Below are 19288 nucleotides of genomic sequence, written 5' to 3'. Positions count from 1 at the left end.
CGGAGGGCGTCACAGGTCGAGCTCTTCCTGCCAGTCGAAGGGACCTTCGCGGACGCTCGTGTGCGGTGGCGTGGCCGCGGCGCGGGCGGTGGCGACGAACGCGCGCAGCTTGCGCGGGTCCTTGCGGCCGGGCTCGGACTCGACACCGGTGGCGACGTCGACACCCCACGGATGGACGGCGGCAATGGCGTCGCCCACGTTCTCGGGCGTCAGACCGCCGGCCAGGATCAGGCGGAGACCGTCGGGGGCGCCCTCCGCCAGCTTCCAGTCGAACACCTGACCGGAGCCGGGCGTGGGCGCGTCGAGCAGCACCGCGTCGGCGCCGTAGTCGGCCGCCCCCTCGATGGCGGGATCACCGGTCGCGAACGCCTGGATGAGCACGGGGATCCGGTGGCGCACCCATCGCGCCTGTTCTGGCGTCTCACGGCCGTGCAGCTGCGCACCCTTGAGGCCCACCTTGTTGACGATCTCGACGACACGCGCGGGGGACTCGTTGCGGAAGACGCCGATGGTGATGATCTCCGGTGGCAGGCGCTTGACGATGTCGGCCACCAGCGCGGGCGAGATCTGCCGCGGCGAGGGGGCGAAGACGAAGCCGACGGCGTCGGCGTCCATGGCCACCGCCAGCAGCGCGTCCTCCTCGCTCGTGGTGCCGCACACCTTGACGAACACGGTCGAACGCTACCGGACGACCCGGTCAAGCCAGGTCGTACGCGCGGTAGGCGACCGTGACGGTGGCGGGTTGGGGCCGGTCGAGGGAGCCCAACCGTTCGAGCGCCCATGCCCGCACCTCCGCTCCGGCGCGGTGCCGCGTGGCGTCGTCGAGCGCCCAGGTCCAGCTGAAGACGTTGTCCTCCAGCCGCGCGATGAACCGGTCGGGGCTGATCGTGCGCTCCTCGACAACGGGCTCGAGCAGACGCAGACGGGCGCCGTGTGCTGCCATCTCCACGTCGAGCCGCTCTGGACCGGCGATGAGGCCGGGATGCCGGCGCTCGATGCCGGTCGCCCGCTCGAACCGCTCGTTGATCTCCTTTGCCACCCCGCCTCCGGTGTTGCCCATCTCGACGAGGACCACGCCGCCCGGTCGCACCACGCGCACGAGCTCGGCGACGGCAGCGGCCCAACCGGGCACGAGGTGGAGCAGGTGCACGACATATGCCCCACCGAACGCGCCGGCGGGGAACGGCAGCCGGGTCGCGTCTCCCCGCACGAGCGGCACGCGCCCGCCGGCCCCTCGCGTCTGACTGTCGCGCTTGGCGACCAGCTCGCACAGCATCGGCTCCGACAGGTCGAGGCCGGTCACGTCGACGCCCGCGGCGGCGAGCGGCAGCGCCATCCGCCCGGTGCCGACGCCGGGCTCGAGCACCGGGCCTCTGCCCGCCAGCTCACGCGCGAGACGGGCCACCACGGCGTCCATCGTCGCCGGCGCGAGCGCGCGTGTGCGGTCGTAGAACGCGGCGGCGCGGTCGAAGACGACCGAGTCGTTGCCCACTGCGTCAGGTGCTCGCGTCGAGGCGGCCGTTCAGGAAGTCGTCGTAGGCCTGCAGGTCGAGCAGGCCGTGACCCGAGTAGTTGAAGAGGATCACCCGCTCCGCACTCTCCTCCTTGGCGAGCAGCGCCTCGTCGATGACCGCGCAGATGGCGTGGCTGGTCTCGGGCGCGGGCACCGATCCCTGGGTGCGGGCGAACTGCACGGCGGCCTCGAACACCTTGCCCTGCGGGTACGCCACCGCCTCCATGCGCCCCGCCTGCACCAGGTTGCTGATGATCGGCGCGTCGCCGTGATACCGCAGCCCACCCGCGTGGATGGGGGGCGGGATGAAGTCGTGACCCAGGGTGTACATCGGCAGCAGCGGCGTCATGCCCGCCACGTCGCCGAAGTCGTAGTCGAAGCGGCCCGACGTGAGCGTGGCGCACGAGGACGGCTCGACCGCCATGACGCGCACGCCGTCGTCGGGCACGAACGGAAGGGAGATGCCGCCGAGGTTGGAACCGCCACCGCACGACGCGATCACGACGTCCGGCCGTTCCTCGCCCGCGGCCGCCAGCTGCTCCTTGGCCTCGAGGCCGATCACGGTCTGGTGCAGCAGCACGTGGTTGAGCACCGACCCCAGCGAGTAGTGCGAGTCGTCGCGCGCCGCGGCATCGCGCACCGCGTCGCTGATCGCCGACCCGAGCGAGCCCGGGTGCTCGTCGTCGTCGACGGGCGACGGCACCACCGATGCGCCCCAGAGCTCCATGAGCACCCGCCGGTAGGGCTTCTGGTGGTACGAGGCGCGCACCATGTACACCTTGCACTCGAGGCCGAAGAGCTGCGACGCGAACGCGAGCGCGCTGCCCCACTGGCCCGCACCGGTCTCGGTGGTGAGCCGGGTGACGCCCTCGGCGCGGTTGAAGAACGCCTGCGGCACCGCGGTGTTGGGCTTGTGCGAGCCCGCGGGCGAGACCGACTCGTCCTTGTAGTAGATGCGCGCGGGCGTGCCCAGCGCCTGCTCGAGCCGGCGGGCCCGCACGAGGGGCGTCGGCCGCCAGAGGCGCAGCACGTCGAGCACCTCACCCGGGACGTCGATCCACGGCTCGGCCGAGACCTCCTGGGCGATCAGCGCCATCGGGAACAACGGCGCCAGGTCGTCCGGGCCGACGGGCTCCTTGGTGCCAGGGTGTAGCGGTGGCTGCAGCGGGGTCGGCAGGTGCGGGATCACGTTGAACCAGGCAGCGGGGACACGTTCGGGTGGCAGGGTCCAGCGCATCAGGACGCTCCTCTCAGCATCTGTCGGACAGCGGCGGTGGGGTCGGGCGAGGTCACGAGCGACTCTCCGACGAGGACCGCGTCGTAGCCGGCCGCGAACAGGCGCGTCACGTCGCTGCCGTCGCGGATGCCCGACTCGGCGACGGTGACGACGCCGTCGGGTATGTGCTCGCGCAGCCGGGCCGCGAGCCGGTCGTCGACCACGAACGTGGTGAGGTCGCGCTGGTTCACGCCGATGAGGTCGGCGCCGGCGGCGAGCGCGCGTTCGAGCTCGTGCTCCGTGTGCACCTCGACGAGCGTGGCGAGCCCGAGCCCGCGCGCCACCGCGCCGAAGCGGGACAGCTCGTCATCGCTCAACGCAGCTGCGATCAACAGCACCGCGTCGGCCCCCATGATGCGGGCGTCGCAGACGTCGCGCTCGGACACCGTGAAGTCCTTGCGGAGGACGGGTACCTCGCATGCCGCGCGCGCCTCGCCCAGGTCGGTCGGCAGCGCACCGAAGAACTCCGCGTCGGTCAATACCGAGAGGCAGGCGGCGCCGCCCGCCTCGTACGCCTTTGCGAGCACGCCGGGCACGAGGTCGGGGGCAAGCTCACCCTTCGACGGAGAGCGGCGCTTCACCTCGGCGATCAGGGCGTGCCCACGCGCGAGCGCGTCGCGAAAGGGCCGGGGGGGCGGGAGCAGGCGCGCATCGGCCACGAGCGCGTCGAAGGAGCGGGCGTCGGCGGCGGCGGCCTGGCGGTGGGCCGCCACGATGTCGTCGAGAATGCTCAGCCGGGGCTCACACTTTCCTCACACGGGTAGCGCGACGATATCCGTCTGATGGGCGGGCAACCGACGGGCAGGCGAACCGATGGCCAGAGAAGCGCGGCGGGCACCATCGTCGTCGTCGAGGACGACCAGAACATCGCGGATCTCGTCGAGCTCTATCTGCGCGAGGAGGGCTTCCGGGTCGTCCAGGCCCGCGACGGCGAGGCGGGCCTGCGCGCGGTGCGCGACCAGCGGCCGCGGCTCGTCATCCTCGACGTGGGCTTGCCCGGCGAGGTCGACGGGCTGGCCGTCTGCCGCAAGCTCCGCTCCGACGGCGGGCTCCCCGTGCTGATGCTCACCGCGCGCGACGGTGAGATCGACCGTGTGCTCGGGCTCGAGATGGGCGCCGACGACTACGTCACCAAGCCGTTCTCGCCGCGCGAGCTCGTGGCCCGGGTACGCGCCATCCTGCGCCGCTCCGAAGCGCCCGTGCGCGAGCGAGCCGAGATCGTGGTGGGCACCGTCGAGGTCGACGCCGCCCGGCGCGAGGTACGGGTGCACGGTCAGGTCGTTGCGCTCGCCACGCGCGAGTTCGACCTGTTGAAGTTCCTCGCGGAGAACTCCGGGCTCGCGCTCACGCGCCAGCAGCTCCTCGATGGTGTCTGGGGACCCGACTGGTACGGCGACGAGCGCACGGTCGACGTGCACGTGCGGCAGTTGCGCAAGAAGCTCGGCGAGGCGCTGCCGCTCTCCACCGTGTGGGGTGTCGGCTATCGCCTCGACTGAGCGCGCCTGCATCGAGCCAACATGACCCGGCGACTCACCGTCGCCATCGTCGGGATGATCGCGGGTGCGCTGCTGCTGGCGGGCGTGGGAACGCTCGTGCTGACCCAGCTCGGGGCGCGCCGGGAGACCCGCCGTGACCTCGAGCAGCGGGTGGTCGACGTCGCGACCAGCCTGCAGGGGACGCGCCGTCCCGCGGTCACCCAGCTCCTCCGGCGCGCGCTCCGTCTCCAGGGAGCCGAGGTCGTCACGTTCGGAGCCCTGGGCAACCGCGCCACCGCGCTGCCCGCGGGTGTCACCGACAGCGACCTGGACCTGGAGGCGCTGCTCGCCGGTCGTGTGGTCTCGGGCGCGCACGGCAACCTCGTCTTCGCCGCGGCACGCGTCCCCTCCACCCGTCCGGGGGCGCGCGTCGTGGTCCTCACGCGTAAGCCCGACACCGGGCTCCGCTCGGGCGGGCGGTGGTTCGCGCTGGCCGCCATCGTGACCCTGGGCGCAGCCGTCGCGGTTGCCTCGGTGTTGGGCTCTCGTCTCACCCGCCCACTCCGCGATGCGCAGCGGGCCACCCGCCGGATCGCGGCGGGCGATCTGTCCGCGCGCCTTCCGGAGCCTCGCGGCGACGACGAGCTGGCGACGCTGACACGGTCGATCAACTCGATGGCCGAGACCCTCGAGCGCTCGCGTGGGCTCGAGCGGCAGTTTCTGCTCGCGGTGTCGCACGACCTCCGCACCCCGCTCACCTCGATCCGGGGCTTCGCCGAGGCCATCGCCGAGGGCAAGGCGCCCGACAACGCGCAGGCTGCGGCCGTGATCACCGCCGAGTCGCGTCGCCTCGAGCGCCTGGTGCGCGACCTGCTCGAGCTGGCCAAGCTCGATGCGCGGCGCTTCTCGCTCGACGTGCGTGCCACCGATGTGGCCGAGGTGGTGACCGAGACGGCCGAGGGCTTCCGCCCCGCGGCCGACGACGCGCACGTGCAGCTCGACGTGGTGACGAACGGCCACGGCGCCCTGCTGGCCACCGCCGATCCCGACCGGCTGGCACAGGTCGTCGCCAACCTGGTCGAGAACGCGCTGAAGTTCGCATCGGCCGCGATCACCGTGGGCGCGGCGCGCGCCGACGGCGCGGTCGTGTTGTGGGTGGCCGACGACGGCCCCGGGATCCCCGCGGACGATCTGCCCCGCGTGTTCGAACGCTTCTTCACGTCGACGCGCACGCCCGCCCGACAGGTGGGGTCGGGCCTCGGTCTCTCGATCGTCCGCGAGCTGGTCGACGCCATGGGTGCGACCGTTCGCGCCGAGCCCGCCGACGGTCACGGAGCCCGCATGGTGGTGGTCCTCAAGCCCTGGGCGCGTGCCTGAGGGAACGACCGAGCGACCACTAGCGTCGCGCCGATGGACGAGCCCGACGCCGCGACCGATACCGCCGCCACGGCAATGGCGCACGACCAGATGCCGTTCGCGAAGGAGCTCGGCCTCGAGATCGTCTCGGCCAGACCGGAGGAGGTGCGGGCCCGCGCCGCGTGGTCTCCGGAGCGCTGCACGACGGCCGGGATGTTGCACGGAGGCTTCCTCATGGCCGCAGCCGACTCGATGGGCGCGGTCTGCGCGGCGCTGAACCTCCCGCCCGGCGCCGGCACGGCCACCATCGAGTCGAAGACGAACTTCTTCCGCGCCGTCCGGGCCGGGCGGATCTGGATCACGAGCGCGCCCGTGCACGTCGGCCGCACGACGATCGTCGTGCAGACCGACGTGACGGAAGACCGCGGCAAGCTCGTCAGTCGGTCGACGCAGACGCAGGCGGTCATCGTCGCCTGACCGGCTGGGCGACGACCCCTACGCGGGCGGGACCGGGGGCTGCGGCGGGGGCGGCGGCTCGACGCAGTCCCCCACGTGAATGGGCTGCGGTGAGCCGTTCTGGAGGTTGACGAACAGGCCCGATGGTCCCGGCGACCGGCACAGGACGGTCCAGGCCACGCGTCCGTCGGCGTCGGTGGGCAACGGGCTCATGTTCGAGATGAGAAAGTTCGGCGCGACCAGCTGGACCAGCAGGTTCGGGATCGGCGTGCTCCGCACGATTCCCTCGGCGTCGACCGACGCGGTGCTCACCGCGACGACGAGGTTGGAGTTCGCGCCGAGCATCGGAGGATCAGGCGCCATCGAAGCGGTCACCGCCGGTGCCCCGAAGCGATCGAGCGTGAGCGGGACCGACTTGGCCTGGCCGGCCTCGAGGAACACGGTCGTGGGATTCACGTCGGCCAGGTCGGGCGCCCGCCACGCACGCGCCCGCCACCGGCCACCCACCAGCCGACCGGTGCGCCACTTGCCGGTGGCGTCGGTGAAGATGTCGCCCTTGAAGACGACCGCGTCGTCCTGCAGTCGCTCGACGCGCACCGTGGCCAGGGGCACGGGGCCGTCGGGCCCCACGACCGTCCCGGACAGGCGGGCGCGGCCCGGGCCCTGGTTCACGGTGGTCGTGGTCTTGGTCGCGACGGCGCCGAGCGGCACCGTGCTGTAGTCGATCACCGTCGTGCTGGTGGTCGGCACCGTCGGCGGCACGCGTGGCAGCGCCTCTTCCCTGGTCTTGGCGCATGCGACGACACCGGCCGCAACCACGAGCAGTGACACGAGGAGCCGATGCCGCACCCCGTCACGATACGAGGGGCAGTCCCTCGAGTCGCGCACGGGCGTCGCCGCCCTCCCGCTCGCCGCCGTCCCATCGAATCGCGGCAGCGGCCGGCGGAGCGACGTCGCGCTTCACGTACGCGAGTGCGACCGCGCCACCGCCGGGCGACGGGGCCACGCTCGTCAGCGTGCCGGCCGCGGCGCCGTCGACCTCGACCGTGGCTCCTTCCGGCGGGATGGCGCCCGTGTCCGTCACCACACCGCGCAGCAGCCGCGGCACGCGCCCGCCGCGCGAGTCGATCCGGGCGACCAGTTCCTGGCCCGTGAAGCAGCCCTTGGTGAAGCTGACGGCCCGGTCGATCACGTGCTGACCCGCCTCGGCCGGGATCGTGCGCTCGGTCAGCTCGTGGCCCATCGCCGGTACGCCGGCCTCGATGCGTACGACCTCGTAGGCGTCGCGCGCACAGAGCCGCACTCCCTCGGGCACGGCCGGATCGGGGCCGAGCCGGTCGACGCCGGGCAACCCGGGCCAGTCGGTGGGCAGGCCGTCGCTCGCGACCTCGTGGGCGCGCGGCCCCCGCAGCGCGAGGCAGCGCCAGTCGAGCGCCTCGATGTCCGCCTTGGTGCGCAGCTTGAACCGGAGGAGGCGGGCGAGCACTGCGTCGCCGAAGCCGCCGTCGACGTCGAGCGTGAAACGGTCGGGCGCGTGGCGCACGACACGCACGAGCGCGTCGACCTTGCCCTGCGGTTGCAGGAGGAACGACCACGCCGAGGACGCGGGCGCGATCGCTGCCACGTCCTGGCTCAGCTGGCCCTGCAGGTACGCCTCGGCCTCAGGGCCGGCGACCTGCACGAAGTCGCGCGGGAGCCACACGGCCCCCACGTCGTGTCGGAGCGCGTGGTAGTCCGCCTTCGCCTCATCCATCGCGCACCCGCCCCATGCGCCGCGCCGCGGGGACCGCCGCCAGCAGCGCGGCGGCCTTGTTGCGACACTCCTCGTCCTCTGCCTCGGGATCGCTGTCGGCCACGATGCCCGCGCCCGCCTGCACCGACGCCCGCCCGGCCGCGGTGACGAACATCGTGCGGATCGCGATCGCGGTGTCGAGGTTGCCGGAGAAGTCGAAGTAGCCCACCACGCCGGCATACGGGCCGCGCTTGGTCGGCTCGAGGTCGTCGATGATCTCCATCGCCCGGACCTTGGGGGCACCCGAAACGGTTCCCGCGGGCAGCGTGGCCCGGAGGACGTCGATCGGGCCCTTGGTCTCGACCAGCTCTCCGGACACCTGTGAGGTGAGGTGCATCACGTGGCTGTAACGCTCGAGCGTCATCATCTCGTCCACCCGTTCGGTGCCGAACCGCACGACCCGACCGACGTCGTTGCGCGCCAGGTCGAGGAGCATGATGTGCTCCGCCAGCTCCTTCGGGTGCTCGCTGAGCTCACCCGCGAGGCGTCGGTCCTCTGCGTCGGTGCGGCCCCGTCGCCGGGTGCCTGCGATGGGACGGGAGATCACCTTGCCCTCGAGCAGCTGCACCATCGGCTCGGGCGACGAGCCCACGACCGTCACCTCGGGATGTCGGAAGAAGTACATGTAGGGGCTGGGGTTGACCTGACGGAGCACCCGGTACACGTCGAACGGCTCGGCATCGAGGCCGCCTTCGAGGTCGAAGCGCTGCGACAGCACCACCTGGAAGATGTCGCCCGCCAGGATGTGCTCCTTGGCCACCTCGACCGCGTCGCAGTAGGGGCGCGAGCCCATCGCCGACCGCACGGTCGGCAGCGGATCGTCGACGCGGGGCGGCTCGACCACGGGCTCCGCGAGTGGGCGGGCGCCGTCGGCGGCCAGTGCGTCGAGCCGGCGGGCCGCGTCGTCGTATGCCCGGTCGAGCGCGGCGTCGTCCGCGGCCGGTCGCCCATCGCCGCCGTCGGGCACCATCACGTTCTCGATGAGCGTGACCCGCTGGCGCCAGTGGTCGAACGCCGCGAGCTGGCCGATCACCGAGAGCACCGCGTCGGGGAAGCCGAGGTCGTCGGGCGGGACGTGGGGCAGGTGCTCGACCTCGCGCACGACGTCGTAGCCGATGTAACCCACCACGCCGCCGTGCAGCGGCGGCAGATCGGGCAGTGACGGCGAGCGGTACAGGCGGAGGAGCTCCTCGACCGCCCGCAGCACGCCGCGATCGCGCGGAACGCGCTCCGGCAAGGTGCCCTCGACGGAGAGACGACCGCCCCGCGCGACCATCGTGGCCGACGGGTTGCGGCCCACGAACGAGAACCGCGACCACCGCTCGCCGTGCTCGACCGATTCGAAGAGGAAGCCGGGCCCGTCGCCCACGAGGCGCAGGAACGCGGCAACGGGTGTGACGAGGTCGGCCAGCACCTCACGCCACACGGGCACGACCGTGTACTTGCGCGCTAGGACCCGGAAGTCGTCGCGCGACGGACTAGTGGTCGTCACGCGTCTCGGAGGCCGGTGTCGCGAGGGCCGGCAGCTCGAAAGCACGGAAGAAGCAGGTGCGCTCACCGGTGTGGCACGCACCGCGGCCGTCCTGCTCGACGACGAAGAGCAGCGCGTCGCCGTCGCAGTCGTAGTAGGCCCGCCGCAGCCACTGACGATCACCGGACGTGTCGCCCTTCACCCAGCGCTCCTGGCGCGACCGGCTCCAGTACGTCATGCGCCCCGTCTCGAGCGTGGCGCGCAGCGTGGCCTCGTTCATCCAGGCCATCATGAGCACCTTGCCGGTGCCGTCCTCCTGCACGATGGCGGGGACGAGGCCGTCGGCGTTGAACGCGACCTCGGCGATGTCTTCCTCGAGCACGATGGCGATGGTAGTGGCGGCCGAGGCGTTGCCCGGCGGGATTGTCGCCGTCGCCGTCAGAGATAGAGCCCGGTGCCGCCGTCCATGCGTTCGGAGGCGACGGCATGGATGTCGCGCTCGCGCAGGATCAGGTACTCCTCGCCGCGGACCTCGACCTCGTAGCGGTCCTCGGGGTTGAACAGCACCGAGTCGCCCGGCTCGAGGTTCCGCACGTGGGGCCCCACGGCGACGACCTCGGCCCACGCGAGGCGCTTCGACACCTGGGCGGTGGCCGGGATCAAGATGCCACCGCGCGACTTCCGCTCGCCTTCGGCCGACGGGATCTGCACGAGGATCCGGTCGTTGACCATCTTGATGGGCTGCTTCTCGGCCGCCTCGCTCATGACCTCGACGGTACCGTTCGCAGCTGATGGCCATCGAAACCGTCCAGCTGCAGACCGCCGACGGGCTCACGCTGGAGGGTGAGCTGCAGGTCCCCGACGGCGCGCACGCCGCGGTCGTGCTCGCCCATCCACACCCCCTCCACGGCGGGAACATGCGCTCGATCGTGATCGGCGCGCTGTTCGCGGGCCTACCGGCGGCCGGTGTGGCTGCCCTGCGCTTCAACTTCCGTGGCGTCGGCGCGTCGGAGGGCACGCACGACAACGGCCGGGCCGAGCGCCTCGACGTGGTCGCCGGGCTGGACGCCCTGGAGGGGCTCGGACTTGATCTACCGCTGGTGCTCGGGGGTTGGTCGTTCGGCGCCGACACGTCGCTCGCGGTCTACGACGCGCGCCACGCCGGCTGGTTCGCGGTCGCGCCGCCGTTGCGCCACGCCGAGCACGTGGCGGCCGCGACCGACCCCCGCCCGACACTGCTCCTGGTGCCGGAGCGCGACCAGTTCCGCTCGCCCGAGTCCGCGGCCGAGGTGGTCGCGTCGTGGACGAACACCCGAATCCAGGTCGTGCCGGGCGCGGACCACTTCCTGGTGGGCCGCACCGACCGCGTGGTGGAGCTCGCGGTCGAGTTCATCAACCACTTCTTGTCGTAGACAAGAAGCGACCTCAGGACGTCAGGCCGGGCGGACGACGAGGCCGCGCGACGTCAGGTGCTCCTTGGCGGCGCGCACGGTGTGCTCGCCGAAATGGAAGATCGATGCGGCGAGCACCGCGTCGGCGCCGCCCTCGAGCGCGCCCTCGGCCAGGTGCTCGAGCGTGCCGACGCCGCCGCTCGCGATGACGGGAACACCGACCGCGTCGACGACCGCGCGGGTGAGCTCGAGGTCGAAGCCGTCGCGCGTCCCGTCGCGGTCCATCGACGTGAGCAGGATCTCGCCCGCTCCGCGCCGCTCGCACTCGGCGGCCCATCGCACTGCGTCGAGCTCGGTGGGGTTGCGCCCGCCGTGGGTGTAGACGCCGAAGCCTCCGGCGGGCCGCCGGCGGGCGTCGATGGCCACGACGACGCACTGGGCACCGAACTCCCTCGCCGTCGCGGTGATGAGCGCCGGGTCCGCGATGGCGGCCGTGTTGACCGCCACCTTGTCGGCGCCGGCGCGGAGCAGGCGCCGGGCGTCGTCGACCGTGCGCACGCCTCCACCGACGGTGAACGGGATGAACACCTGCTCGGCGGTGCGCCGGGCGACGTCGACGATGGTGTCGCGCGCGTCCGACGACGCGGTGATGTCGAGGAACACGACCTCGTCGGCACCTTCGGTGTCGTAGCGGGCGGCGAGCTCGACAGGATCACCCGCGTCGACGAGGTTCACGAAGTTGACGCCCTTGACGACGCGCCCCGCGTCGACGTCGAGGCAGGGGATCACCCGGGTGCTCCTCACACCGACCTGCCATCGACCGAGCGCAGCGCGGCGACGGCCTCCTGCACGGTGAACGCGCCCTCGTAGAGGGCCCGACCCACGATGACACCCGAGACGCCCGTGCCGCCGAGGGCGCGCAGGTCGTCGAGCGAGCCCACACCGCCCGACGCGATCACGGGCAGGTGGGTGGTGCGCACGACCGCGCGCAACCCGTCGACGTCGGTGCCCGCGAGCATGCCGTCGCGCCCGATGTCGGTGACGACCACCGCGGCCGCGCCGGTCGCCGCGAGTGCAGTCACGAGGTCGAGGAGCCGCGCCCCCGAGCCCTCGACCCAGCCGCGCACGCGCACCTCGCCGTCGCGGTGGTCGAGGCCGACGGCCACGCGGCCGGGGTGACGCGCGCCCAGTCGCCCGACGAGGTCGGGGTCCTCGACCGCCGCGGTGCCGATCACGACCCGGCGCACACCCGCGTCGAGGAGCGCCTCCGCGGCGGCATCGTCGCGCACCCCGCCGCCACACTGGACCGGCGTCTGCACGGAGGCCGCGATCGAAGCGACCAACTCGCGGTTGTGGCCCGTGCCCCGCGCCGCGTCGAGGTCGACCACGTGGATCCACGGGGCGCCCGCGGCCTCGTAGTCCTTGGCGACCGCGACCGGGTCGTCGCGATAGGCGGTCTCGCGCCCGAAGTCGCCCTGGACCAGGTTCACCACGCGTCCGCCGCGCAGGTCGATGGCCGGGTAGAGGTCCATCAGAAGCGGCGGGCGCGTTCGCACACAGCCACGAAGTTGCGCAGCAGGTGCAGCCCGGCCGACCCCGACTTCTCGGGGTGGAACTGCGTCGCCCACACGTTGTCCCGCTCGACCGCGGCGACGACCGGACCGCCGTAGTCGCACGTGGCCACCACGTCCGCGCCGATCTCCGGCGCGTAGGAGTGGACGAAGTACATCCACATCGGGTCATCGAGCTCCGCGAGCATCCGCGCCGCGCCGTCGTGCTCGAGCACGTTCCACTGCATCTGGGGCCGCTTCACGGTGTCGGGAAGCAGTCGAACCGACCCCTCGAGCACACCGAGGCCGGCAACTCCGGGGTCCTCGTCGGACGCGGCGTACAGCAACTGCATGCCGATGCACACGCCGAGGAAGGGGCGGCCCGAGTCGACGGCGCGCCACGCCAGCTCGTCGAGCCCGGTGGCGTGAAGCGCCTCCATGCAGCGCCCGAACGCGCCGACGCCCGGCAGCACGACCCCGTCGGCCGCTCCGATCGTGGCGGGGTCGTCGGTGAGGACCGCGTCGGCGCCCACCCGCTCCAGCGCCTTCTGGGCCGAGCGCAGGTTGCCGATCCCGTAGTCGAGGACCGCGATCACAGCGTGCCCTTGGTGGAGGGCACCCCCCCGCCTTCGATGCGCACGGCGTCGCGCAGGCAACGGGCCACTCCCTTGAACGAAGCCTCGAGGATGTGGTGGGGGTTCTTGCCGCTGCGCAGGCGCAGGTGCAGCGTGATCGCGGCCGATGTGGCGAACGCCCGCCAGAACTCCTCCGCCAGCTGCGGGTCGAACGGCGGCTTGCCCAGCGGCTCGCGGCCGGGCTCGACCTCGTAGTGCAGGAAGGGACGTCCCGACAGGTCGAGGGCGACGTCGACCAGCGCCTCGTCGAGCGGCAGCGACATCGAGGCGAAGCGGCGGATGCCCGTCTTGTCGCCCAGAGCCTGACCCAGCACGTGGCCCAGCGCGATGCCGACATCCTCCACGGTGTGGTGGGCGTCGACGTCGAGGTCGCCCTCCGCCTTGACCGTGAGGTCGAAGCCGCCGTGCTTGCCCAGCTGGCCGACCATGTGGTCGAAGAACGGGAGGCCGGTGGTGACGGCCACCACGCCCGACCCGTCGAGGTCGAGGTCGACGTCGATCGACGTCTCCTTGGTGTTCCGCGACACCGTGGCGCGACGACGGGCGCTCACGACAACACCTCGTCGAGCGCTTTCAGGAACGCGTCGTTCTCATCGGGCGTGCCGATGGTGACGCGCAGGCATCCCGCGAGCCCGGGCCACGATGCGCAGTTGCGCACCAGCACGGACCGGTCGACCAGTCCCTGCCAGGCAACCTGCCCGTCGACCGCGCGTGGGCGGAACAGCAGGAAGTTGGCGCCCGACGGCCACACGTCGACCGGCAGCTCGGTGAGGCCGGCCGTCAGCCGGCCCCGCTCCTCGACGAGCGCGGCAACGCGCGCCTCCATCTCGGGCACGTGGCGCAGAGCCAGACGGCCGGCCACCTGCTTCGCCGCGTCGAGGTGGTACGGCAGCGCCACCTGCTCGAGCGTGCGCACGACCTCGACCGGCGCGATGCAGTAGCCGAGACGCAGCGCGGCCAGCGACCACGTCTTCGAGAAGGTGCGGGTGACAACCAGCGGCGCGGTGTCGGAGACCGCCCCCACGTGTGAGCGCGGGGCGAACTGGCCGTAGGCCTCGTCGATCACCACCAGGCCCGGCGCGGCGGCGAGCACGCCGTCGACCACCTCGTCGGGCTCGATCATGCCGGTGGGGTTGTTCGGCGAGCAGAGGAACACGATCGCGGGCGACGTCTCGCGCAGCACGCGCTCGGCCTCGTCGAGGACGAGCGCGAAGCCGTCGTCGCGCTCGCCCACCACCACACGTGTGCCCGTGACCCGCGCGATGTGCGAGTGCAGCGCGTAGGTGGGCTCGAACACCGCGACCGACCGCCCCGCACCGCCATACGCCAGGCAGAGCGACTGCAGCACCTCGTTGGATCCGTTGGCCACGAAGACGTGCTCGGGGCCGAACCCGTGCAGCTCCCCGATCGCGGCGCGCAGGTCGAGCGCGTCGCGGTCGGGGTATCGGTTGAAGTCGAGCCCGCGGAGCTCGTCGACGAACGCGTCGAGCCACGCGGGCGGCGGCGGGTACGGCGACTCGTTGGTGTTGAGCCGCACCTTCACGTCGAGCTGTGGCGAGTGGTAGCCCTCCATGAGCGCGATGTCGTCGCGGGGATTCACAGCTCGCCCCGCAGTCGCACCGACTCGGCGTGGTGCACGAGCCCCTCGGCCTCGGCGATCGCCGCCACGTGCGGTGCGAGGCGCGCGAGCGTCGCCTCGTCGACCGACACCACGTGCAGCTGCTTCAGGAAGTCGTCGACCCGCAGCGCGCCGGCGAAGCGGGCCGAGCCGAACGTCGGGAGCACGTGGCTGGGCCCGGCGACGTAGTCGCCCACCGACGCGGGTGCGTACCACCCGCAGAACACCGCACCTGCGCTGCGCACCAGGGGCACGAGCATCTCCGGGTCGGCGCTCATCAGCTGCAGGTGCTCGGGCGCGATCAGGTTGGCCACGGTCATCGCCTGGTCGGGCCCGTCGACGACGACCGCGTAACCGTTGCCCGTGAGGGTGCTCTCGATGTCGGCTCGTCGCGGCGAGGCGGCCACGCGCCGGGCGACCTCGCGGGTGACGGCGTCGGCCGTGCGCTCCGACCAGGTGATGAGCCAGGCCAGGCCGTCGGGGCCGTGCTCGGCCTGCACGATCAGGTCGATGGCGGCGAGCGCGGGCGGCGTGGTGTCGTCGGCCACCACGACCACCTCCGACGGGCCCGTGAAGGCCGACGGCACCCCGACCACCCCCTCGGCCGCCACCTCACGCTTGGCCGTGGCCACCCAGACGTTGCCCGGGCCCACGATCACGTCGACGGCCCCGATGGTGTCGGTGCCGTAGGCCATGGCCGCCACCGCCTGGGCACCACCGATGCTGTAGACCTCGTCGACATCCGCCAGCGCGGCGGCGGCCAGCGTGACCGACGCGACGCGCCCGTCGGCGTCGGGCGGCACGCACAGCACCAGCTGCTCCACGCCCGCGACACGCGCGGGGATCGCCGTCATCAGCACCGTCGAGGGGTAGCGGGCCCGACCGCCCGGCACGTAGAGACCGGCGCGGTCGACCGGGCGTCGGAGCTCCCGCACCACCACGCCGTCGCGCTCGTGACGACCGTCGCGGCGCAGCTGCGTGCGGTGGAACGCGACGATGTTGGCCTGCGCGACCTCGAGCGCCTCGCGCAACTCGGGCGGTGTCGCGCGCAGCGCCGCCGCGAGCTCTGCCAGCTCGACGCGCAGGTCGTCGAGCGCCACGCCGTCGAAACGCTGCGTGTACTCGCGCACCGCGGCATCACCGCGCTTGCGCACCTCGGCCAGGATCTCGCGCACCGCGTCGGTCGGCGCCGCCTCGCTGTCGTGCGGGCGGGGCAGGCGCGAGCGCAGGTCGCCGTCGAGGCCACGGAGGTCGAGCCGGGTGAGCATGAGCCATTCGATGGTAGTGGCACCGGTTCGCGGGTAGACCGGGCTTTCCGAGCGAGGGCCTTAGAAGCAGCGCGCGCAGGGCGGAGAAGAAGGATGGTGGACCGGTGAGCGAGCACCGAAGCGGAGCAGAGGAGCGCAGCTCCCGTGTGACAGGGGATCCCAGCCCGTCCCTTCTCGCCGAGCTGTCGTCGCTGACCACCGCGCTCGACGAGCTCACCAGTCGGGTGGCCGCCATCGCCGAGCCGCTCGCCGGCACCGAGGACGACCTGCTCGCGAGCGACCTGTTCGAGGTCGAGCGCTCGTTGCGCGAGGCAGTCCGCCGCCTCGCGCACGCTCGCGCGACGCGGCGCGACTGACGGCGCCCCTGGGGGCGCCGTCAGCGGGCGGTCCGGGCGGCGGAACCCGGGACACCGCCAGGGGGGTCAGGTGGCGGGTACCTGTTCCCCACCTCCCACAACCGTAGTCCCCCGGCGGCGGAAGTTCCCCGAATCGCGAAGCCGCGGGCGGGCCGGCGCGTCGCCCGACCGCTGGGCGACGAGGACGGCGGTTTCGCCCTTGGCCACGACGAGCGCGGGCCGGCCGTCGACGATCCCGTCGGCGGACTGGATCCCCCTGAACCGGGTGGACCCGTCGATGGTCTTGGTGACCTCGACGCCGTCGGCCCGCTTCACGGTGATCGACGTGGCGCTGTGGCGCACGACGTCGCCCTTGTCGAACGTGACGTTCTCGAAGCCCTGCCTGCTGCGGACGATCAGGTCGCCGTGGATGGCTCGGCGCGCGAAGCGACGGGCCCGTCGCGCCTCGCCGCGCGCCCCTCCGGGCCGCGACTTCGGCTGTGCGCTCCCCGGCTCGAGGGTGGTCGTGGTGGGTCGCTGGGGCGCGCCCTGTGCCCATGCGTAGGCGCCGGTGCCGAGCACGACGACGCCGATGGTGAGCACTGCGATGTTCCGCTTCAGCATGTTCCTGTCTCCGGGACGGGGCGGGCGTGATTGGCGCATTCAGGATCGAAGGCACCCATGAGCGACGAATCAGGCCGATATGAGGAAAGTGTGAGCGGGCGTGGTCAGGCGAAGGCCGACGGACAGAAGTCGTTCAGCACGCACACGTCGCAGCGGGGCTTGCGCGACCGGCACACCGCCCGGCCGTGGAGGATGAGCCGGAGGCTGAGCGCGCCCCACTCGGCCGGCGGCGCCAGGCTCCCCACCTCGTGCTCGACCTTGACCGGGTCGGTCTCGGTGGTGAGGCCCAGCCGACGGGTGAGCCGGCCGACGTGGGTGTCGACGGGCAGCCCGGGCGCGTCGAAGGCGACGCTGCGCACCACGTTGGCCGTCTTGCGCCCGACGCCGGGGAGGGTGACGAGGTCGTCCAGCGCGCTCGGCACCTGCCCGCCGTAGCGCTCCACCACGGCCGTCGCCATGCCCACCAGGCTGCGGGTCTTGGCGCGGAAGAAGCCGGTGGAGTGGATGAGCTCCTCCACCTCGCCGGGATCGGCGGCCGCGAGGTCGTGGGGGCCGGGGTAGCGGGCGAAGAGCGCGGGCGTGACCAGGTTGACCCGCTCGTCGGTGGTCTGCGCGGACAGGATCGTCGCGACGAGCAGCTGGAACGGGCCGTCGTGGCTGAGAGCGCAGAGGGAGGCCGCCGAGCCCGGGTACTCCCGGGCCAACCGGGCGACCGTCTCGCGGGCGCGACCCCTCGGGCTGCGGGGCCGGGGCACAGACGCGGAGGCTAGACCCCCGACCGCGAGCGCGTGCCCGGTACCCTTCGCCCGTGGCCCGACTCGAGATCAAGCGCCAGATGGCGCAGGGCGACATCGACGCGGTGTCCGAGCTCGTCGAGCTGGCCACCGCAGCCGACGGCCACGCACCGCTCGGCGACCACCAGTGGCTCGATCTGGTGCAGGGCGGCCGGGAGGGCTTCGCGGGCCTGGTGGCGTGGGAGCCGGGCCACCACCATCCGGTGGGCTTCGCCCAGCTGACCAAGGGATCGCAGTCGTGGGCGCTCGAGTTCGTCGTCGACCCCCACCATCGCGAAGGCGCGGCCGGGATCGGCACCACGCTCGTGGAAGCGGCGCTCGCCATCGTCCGCAGCGAGGGCGGGGGCCACGTGCACCTCTGGGTGCCCAAGCCCCGCTCCGAGCACGACCTCATCGCCGGGCGCACGGGCTTCACCTCCGGGCGCGAGCTGCTGCAGATGCGACGCTCCCTGCCCGTCGGCAAGCCGTGGCAGCTCGAGCTGCGCGCCTTCGAGCCCGGGTGCGACGAGGCGGCGTGGCTCGAGGTCAACAACCGCGCCTTCGAGTGGCACCCCGAGCAGGGCGGCTGGGACGTCGAGACCCTCAAGAGCCGCGAGCAGCAGCCGTGGTTCGACCCCACCGGCTTCCTCCTCCACGAACGCGGCGACCCGCCCCGGCTCGCGGGCTTCTGCTGGACCAAGGTGCACGACGACCACGACCCCCCGCTCGGCGAGATCTACGTGGTCGCCGTCGACCCCGACTTCCAGGGGCTGGGGCTGGGCCGCTCGCTCGTGCTCGCCGGCCTCGACTCGCTCCACGCGCGGGGCATCACCGTGGGCATGCTCTACGTCGACCGCTCCAACACGCCCGCCGTCCACCTCTACGAGGACCTGGGCTTCACCGTCGACCACGTCGACCGCGCCTACGTCATCGACGTGGCGCCCGAATCCGCCGACGGGCCCGGGGGCGCGCCCTCGCCGAACGGCGCTACGTGACCCCCACGCCGACGGCCGTGCCGATGCCGTAGGTGATCGCGGCCGGCACCATCGAGAACGCCAGCTGACGCGATGCGGTGAACAGCCGCGAACGGCCGGTGAAGCGGGCCAGCAGGCAGCCGACGCCGATCGCGGCCAGGCCCGCGAGCACGAGCGACGCGACCGTGGCCGCGGTGCCGCGGCTGAAGAACCAGGGCAGCAGCGGCACCAGGGCGCCGAGGGAGAAGGTGACGAACGAGGAGACCGCTGCCCGGAGGGGCGATCCGAGCGATCTCGGGTCGATGCCCAGCTCTTCGCGGGCATGGGTCTCCAGCGCCAGCTCGGGGTCGCGCATCATCTCGCCCGCCAGCTGCATGGCCGTCTCCGGCTCGACCCCGCGCGACTCGTAGATGTCGGCCAGCTCGACCTGCTCGACGAACGGACGGCGACGGATCTCGCGCCGCTCCATGTCGAGCTCCCGCTCGAAGAGCTCACGCTGCGCCCGCATCGAGATGAACTCGCCCGCGGCCATCGACACCGATCCCGCGATGAGACCGGCCAGGCCGGCCAGCCGAACGATGCCGGGTCGCGTCGACGCCGCGCCCGCCATCCCCAGGATGAGCGACACGTTCGACACGAGCCCGTCGCTCACGCCGAAGATGGCCGCGCGCGCCGCGCCGCCTTGGATGTCGCGGTGGTGATGCTCGGGTCGCAGCTGCGGCACGACCTCACGAGAGGTGGCCATCGACGGGAACGCTACCGCGCCCGGCGCGGTTGGCTG

The 19288-nt window shown here is 72.6% G+C and carries 24 protein-coding genes; 6 read left to right on the top strand and 18 right to left on the bottom strand.

Features of this window, described 5'->3' with window-relative positions; translation table 11 throughout:
* Nucleotides 1-9: 9 nt before the first annotated feature.
* The 4 genes from E6G06_05930 to trpC are packed head-to-tail and all read right to left on the bottom strand — an operon-like array spanning nt 10 to nt 3523.
* Nucleotides 10-672: a phosphoribosylanthranilate isomerase gene (locus tag E6G06_05930; protein ID TML92579.1), complete on the bottom strand. Its 663-nt coding sequence runs from the start codon at nt 670-672 to the stop codon at nt 10-12.
* Between the two features lie 25 nt (nt 673-697).
* Nucleotides 698-1492, bottom strand: coding sequence for a class I SAM-dependent methyltransferase (locus E6G06_05925; protein TML92578.1), 795 nt, complete (start codon nt 1490-1492; stop codon nt 698-700).
* Nucleotides 1493-1496: 4 nt separating this feature from the next.
* Nucleotides 1497-2750 carry a TrpB-like pyridoxal phosphate-dependent enzyme gene (locus E6G06_05920; GenBank protein TML92577.1) on the bottom strand — a complete coding sequence of 418 codons (1254 nt, stop codon included), beginning with the start codon at nt 2748-2750 and terminating at the stop codon, nt 1497-1499.
* Entirely contained in the window at nt 2750-3523 is a 774-nt protein-coding gene (gene trpC, locus E6G06_05915; GenBank protein ID TML92576.1) for an indole-3-glycerol phosphate synthase TrpC, read from the bottom strand. Before trpC ends, E6G06_05920 begins: the two co-directional genes overlap by 1 nt.
* A 48-nt stretch (nt 3524-3571) precedes the next feature.
* On the opposite strand from trpC, the gene E6G06_05910 reads away from it, so the two are divergent.
* The 3 genes from E6G06_05910 to E6G06_05900 all read left to right on the top strand — a co-directional run bounded on the left by E6G06_05910 (nt 3572) and on the right by E6G06_05900 (nt 6097).
* Nucleotides 3572-4285, top strand: a complete 714-nt coding sequence (locus E6G06_05910; protein TML92575.1) for a response regulator transcription factor — start codon at nt 3572-3574, stop codon at nt 4283-4285.
* A gap of 21 nt (nt 4286-4306) precedes the next feature.
* Entirely contained in the window at nt 4307-5641 is a 1335-nt protein-coding gene (locus E6G06_05905) for a HAMP domain-containing protein (GenBank protein TML92574.1), read from the top strand.
* 75 nt (nt 5642-5716) lie between these two features.
* Nucleotides 5717-6097: a PaaI family thioesterase gene (locus tag E6G06_05900; GenBank protein ID TML92623.1), complete on the top strand. Its 381-nt coding sequence runs from the start codon at nt 5717-5719 to the stop codon at nt 6095-6097.
* Nucleotides 6098-6115: 18 nt separating this feature from the next.
* Here the strand turns inward: E6G06_05900 and E6G06_05895 are convergent, their stop codons facing one another.
* The 5 genes from E6G06_05895 to E6G06_05875 are packed head-to-tail and all read right to left on the bottom strand — an operon-like array spanning nt 6116 to nt 10104.
* Nucleotides 6116-6925: a carboxypeptidase regulatory-like domain-containing protein gene (locus E6G06_05895; GenBank protein ID TML92573.1), complete on the bottom strand. Its 810-nt coding sequence runs from the start codon at nt 6923-6925 to the stop codon at nt 6116-6118.
* Nucleotides 6926-6929: 4 nt separating this feature from the next.
* Nucleotides 6930-7829: a folate-binding protein YgfZ gene (locus tag E6G06_05890; protein ID TML92572.1), complete on the bottom strand. Its 900-nt coding sequence runs from the start codon at nt 7827-7829 to the stop codon at nt 6930-6932.
* Entirely contained in the window at nt 7822-9360 is a 1539-nt protein-coding gene (locus E6G06_05885; protein ID TML92571.1) for an anthranilate synthase component I, read from the bottom strand. Before E6G06_05885 ends, E6G06_05890 begins: the two co-directional genes overlap by 8 nt.
* The gene (hisI, locus tag E6G06_05880) at nt 9347-9730 is read right to left on the bottom strand and encodes a phosphoribosyl-AMP cyclohydrolase (protein TML92622.1); all 384 of its coding nucleotides are present in this window, start codon (nt 9728-9730) and stop codon (nt 9347-9349) included. Before hisI ends, E6G06_05885 begins: the two co-directional genes overlap by 14 nt.
* A gap of 47 nt (nt 9731-9777) precedes the next feature.
* On the bottom strand, nt 9778-10104 hold the full coding sequence (locus E6G06_05875) for a co-chaperone GroES (GenBank protein ID TML92570.1): 327 nt from the start codon (nt 10102-10104) through the stop codon (nt 9778-9780).
* 26 nt (nt 10105-10130) lie between these two features.
* Here E6G06_05875 and E6G06_05870 point away from each other — a divergent pair, with 26 nt between their 5' ends.
* Entirely contained in the window at nt 10131-10751 is a 621-nt protein-coding gene (locus E6G06_05870; GenBank protein ID TML92569.1) for an alpha/beta hydrolase, read from the top strand.
* 21 nt (nt 10752-10772) lie between these two features.
* On the opposite strand, the gene hisF is transcribed toward E6G06_05870, so the two are convergent.
* Genes hisF through hisD form a run of 6 tightly spaced genes read right to left on the bottom strand, consistent with a single transcriptional unit; the run spans nt 10773 to nt 15801 of the window.
* Nucleotides 10773-11534, bottom strand: coding sequence for an imidazole glycerol phosphate synthase subunit HisF (gene hisF / locus E6G06_05865; protein ID TML92568.1), 762 nt, complete (start codon nt 11532-11534; stop codon nt 10773-10775).
* Nucleotides 11531-12262, bottom strand: coding sequence for a 1-(5-phosphoribosyl)-5-[(5-phosphoribosylamino)methylideneamino]imidazole-4-carboxamide isomerase (gene hisA, locus E6G06_05860; GenBank protein ID TML92567.1), 732 nt, complete (start codon nt 12260-12262; stop codon nt 11531-11533). The genes hisF and hisA overlap by 4 nt, the downstream gene beginning before the upstream one ends.
* On the bottom strand, nt 12262-12876 hold the full coding sequence (gene hisH, locus E6G06_05855) for an imidazole glycerol phosphate synthase subunit HisH (protein ID TML92566.1): 615 nt from the start codon (nt 12874-12876) through the stop codon (nt 12262-12264). Before hisH ends, hisA begins: the two co-directional genes overlap by 1 nt.
* Entirely contained in the window at nt 12873-13466 is a 594-nt protein-coding gene (gene hisB / locus E6G06_05850; GenBank protein TML92565.1) for an imidazoleglycerol-phosphate dehydratase HisB, read from the bottom strand. The genes hisH and hisB overlap by 4 nt, the downstream gene beginning before the upstream one ends.
* Complete coding sequence (hisC, locus tag E6G06_05845) at nt 13463-14488, bottom strand: histidinol-phosphate transaminase (GenBank protein TML92621.1); 1026 nt, start codon at nt 14486-14488, stop codon at nt 13463-13465. The genes hisB and hisC overlap by 4 nt, the downstream gene beginning before the upstream one ends.
* Before the next feature lie 23 nt (nt 14489-14511).
* Nucleotides 14512-15801, bottom strand: a complete 1290-nt coding sequence (gene hisD / locus E6G06_05840) for a histidinol dehydrogenase (protein ID TML92564.1) — start codon at nt 15799-15801, stop codon at nt 14512-14514.
* A 104-nt stretch (nt 15802-15905) separates the two neighbouring features.
* Between hisD and E6G06_05835 the strand changes: the two genes are divergently transcribed.
* Nucleotides 15906-16157 carry a hypothetical protein gene (locus E6G06_05835; GenBank protein TML92563.1) on the top strand — a complete coding sequence of 84 codons (252 nt, stop codon included), beginning with the start codon at nt 15906-15908 and terminating at the stop codon, nt 16155-16157.
* Between the two features lie 66 nt (nt 16158-16223).
* On the opposite strand, the gene E6G06_05830 is transcribed toward E6G06_05835, so the two are convergent.
* Nucleotides 16224-16760 carry a hypothetical protein gene (locus tag E6G06_05830; GenBank protein TML92562.1) on the bottom strand — a complete coding sequence of 179 codons (537 nt, stop codon included), beginning with the start codon at nt 16758-16760 and terminating at the stop codon, nt 16224-16226.
* Between the two features lie 104 nt (nt 16761-16864).
* Nucleotides 16865-17515, bottom strand: coding sequence for an endonuclease III (nth, locus tag E6G06_05825; GenBank protein ID TML92561.1), 651 nt, complete (start codon nt 17513-17515; stop codon nt 16865-16867).
* Between the two features lie 53 nt (nt 17516-17568).
* Between nth and mshD the strand changes: the two genes are divergently transcribed.
* The gene (mshD, locus tag E6G06_05820; GenBank protein TML92560.1) at nt 17569-18528 is read left to right on the top strand and encodes a mycothiol synthase; all 960 of its coding nucleotides are present in this window, start codon (nt 17569-17571) and stop codon (nt 18526-18528) included.
* On the opposite strand, the gene E6G06_05815 is transcribed toward mshD, so the two are convergent.
* A complete protein-coding gene (locus tag E6G06_05815; GenBank protein ID TML92559.1) occupies nt 18521-19252 on the bottom strand; it encodes a hypothetical protein in 732 nt (243 codons plus the stop codon). The genes mshD and E6G06_05815 overlap by 8 nt on opposite strands.
* Between the last annotated feature and the right edge of the window lie 36 nt (nt 19253-19288).

The organism is Actinomycetota bacterium (assembly GCA_005888325.1).
Classification (GTDB): Bacteria; Actinomycetota; Acidimicrobiia; order Acidimicrobiales; family AC-14; genus AC-14.
Note: the sequence above shows the minus strand (reverse complement) of the source record. Positions and strands in the feature narration are given on the sequence as shown.

Coding starts and splice junctions, on each gene's coding strand:
- hisA (TML92567.1), bottom strand. CDS start 12,262: ATGGACCTCTACCCGGCCATCGACCTGCGCGGCGGACGCGTGGTGAAC.
- E6G06_05870 (TML92569.1), top strand. CDS start 10,131: ATGGCCATCGAAACCGTCCAGCTGCAGACCGCCGACGGGCTCACGCTG.
- E6G06_05890 (TML92572.1), bottom strand. CDS start 7,829: ATGGATGAGGCGAAGGCGGACTACCACGCGCTCCGACACGACGTGGGG.
- E6G06_05900 (TML92623.1), top strand. CDS start 5,717: ATGGCGCACGACCAGATGCCGTTCGCGAAGGAGCTCGGCCTCGAGATC.
- hisC (TML92621.1), bottom strand. CDS start 14,488: ATGGAGGGCTACCACTCGCCACAGCTCGACGTGAAGGTGCGGCTCAAC.
- E6G06_05830 (TML92562.1), bottom strand. CDS start 16,760: ATGCTGAAGCGGAACATCGCAGTGCTCACCATCGGCGTCGTCGTGCTC.
- E6G06_05905 (TML92574.1), top strand. CDS start 4,307: ATGACCCGGCGACTCACCGTCGCCATCGTCGGGATGATCGCGGGTGCG.
- E6G06_05910 (TML92575.1), top strand. CDS start 3,572: ATGGGCGGGCAACCGACGGGCAGGCGAACCGATGGCCAGAGAAGCGCG.
- hisD (TML92564.1), bottom strand. CDS start 15,801: ATGCTCACCCGGCTCGACCTCCGTGGCCTCGACGGCGACCTGCGCTCG.
- E6G06_05815 (TML92559.1), bottom strand. CDS start 19,252: ATGGCCACCTCTCGTGAGGTCGTGCCGCAGCTGCGACCCGAGCATCAC.
- E6G06_05920 (TML92577.1), bottom strand. CDS start 2,750: ATGCGCTGGACCCTGCCACCCGAACGTGTCCCCGCTGCCTGGTTCAAC.
- E6G06_05875 (TML92570.1), bottom strand. CDS start 10,104: ATGAGCGAGGCGGCCGAGAAGCAGCCCATCAAGATGGTCAACGACCGG.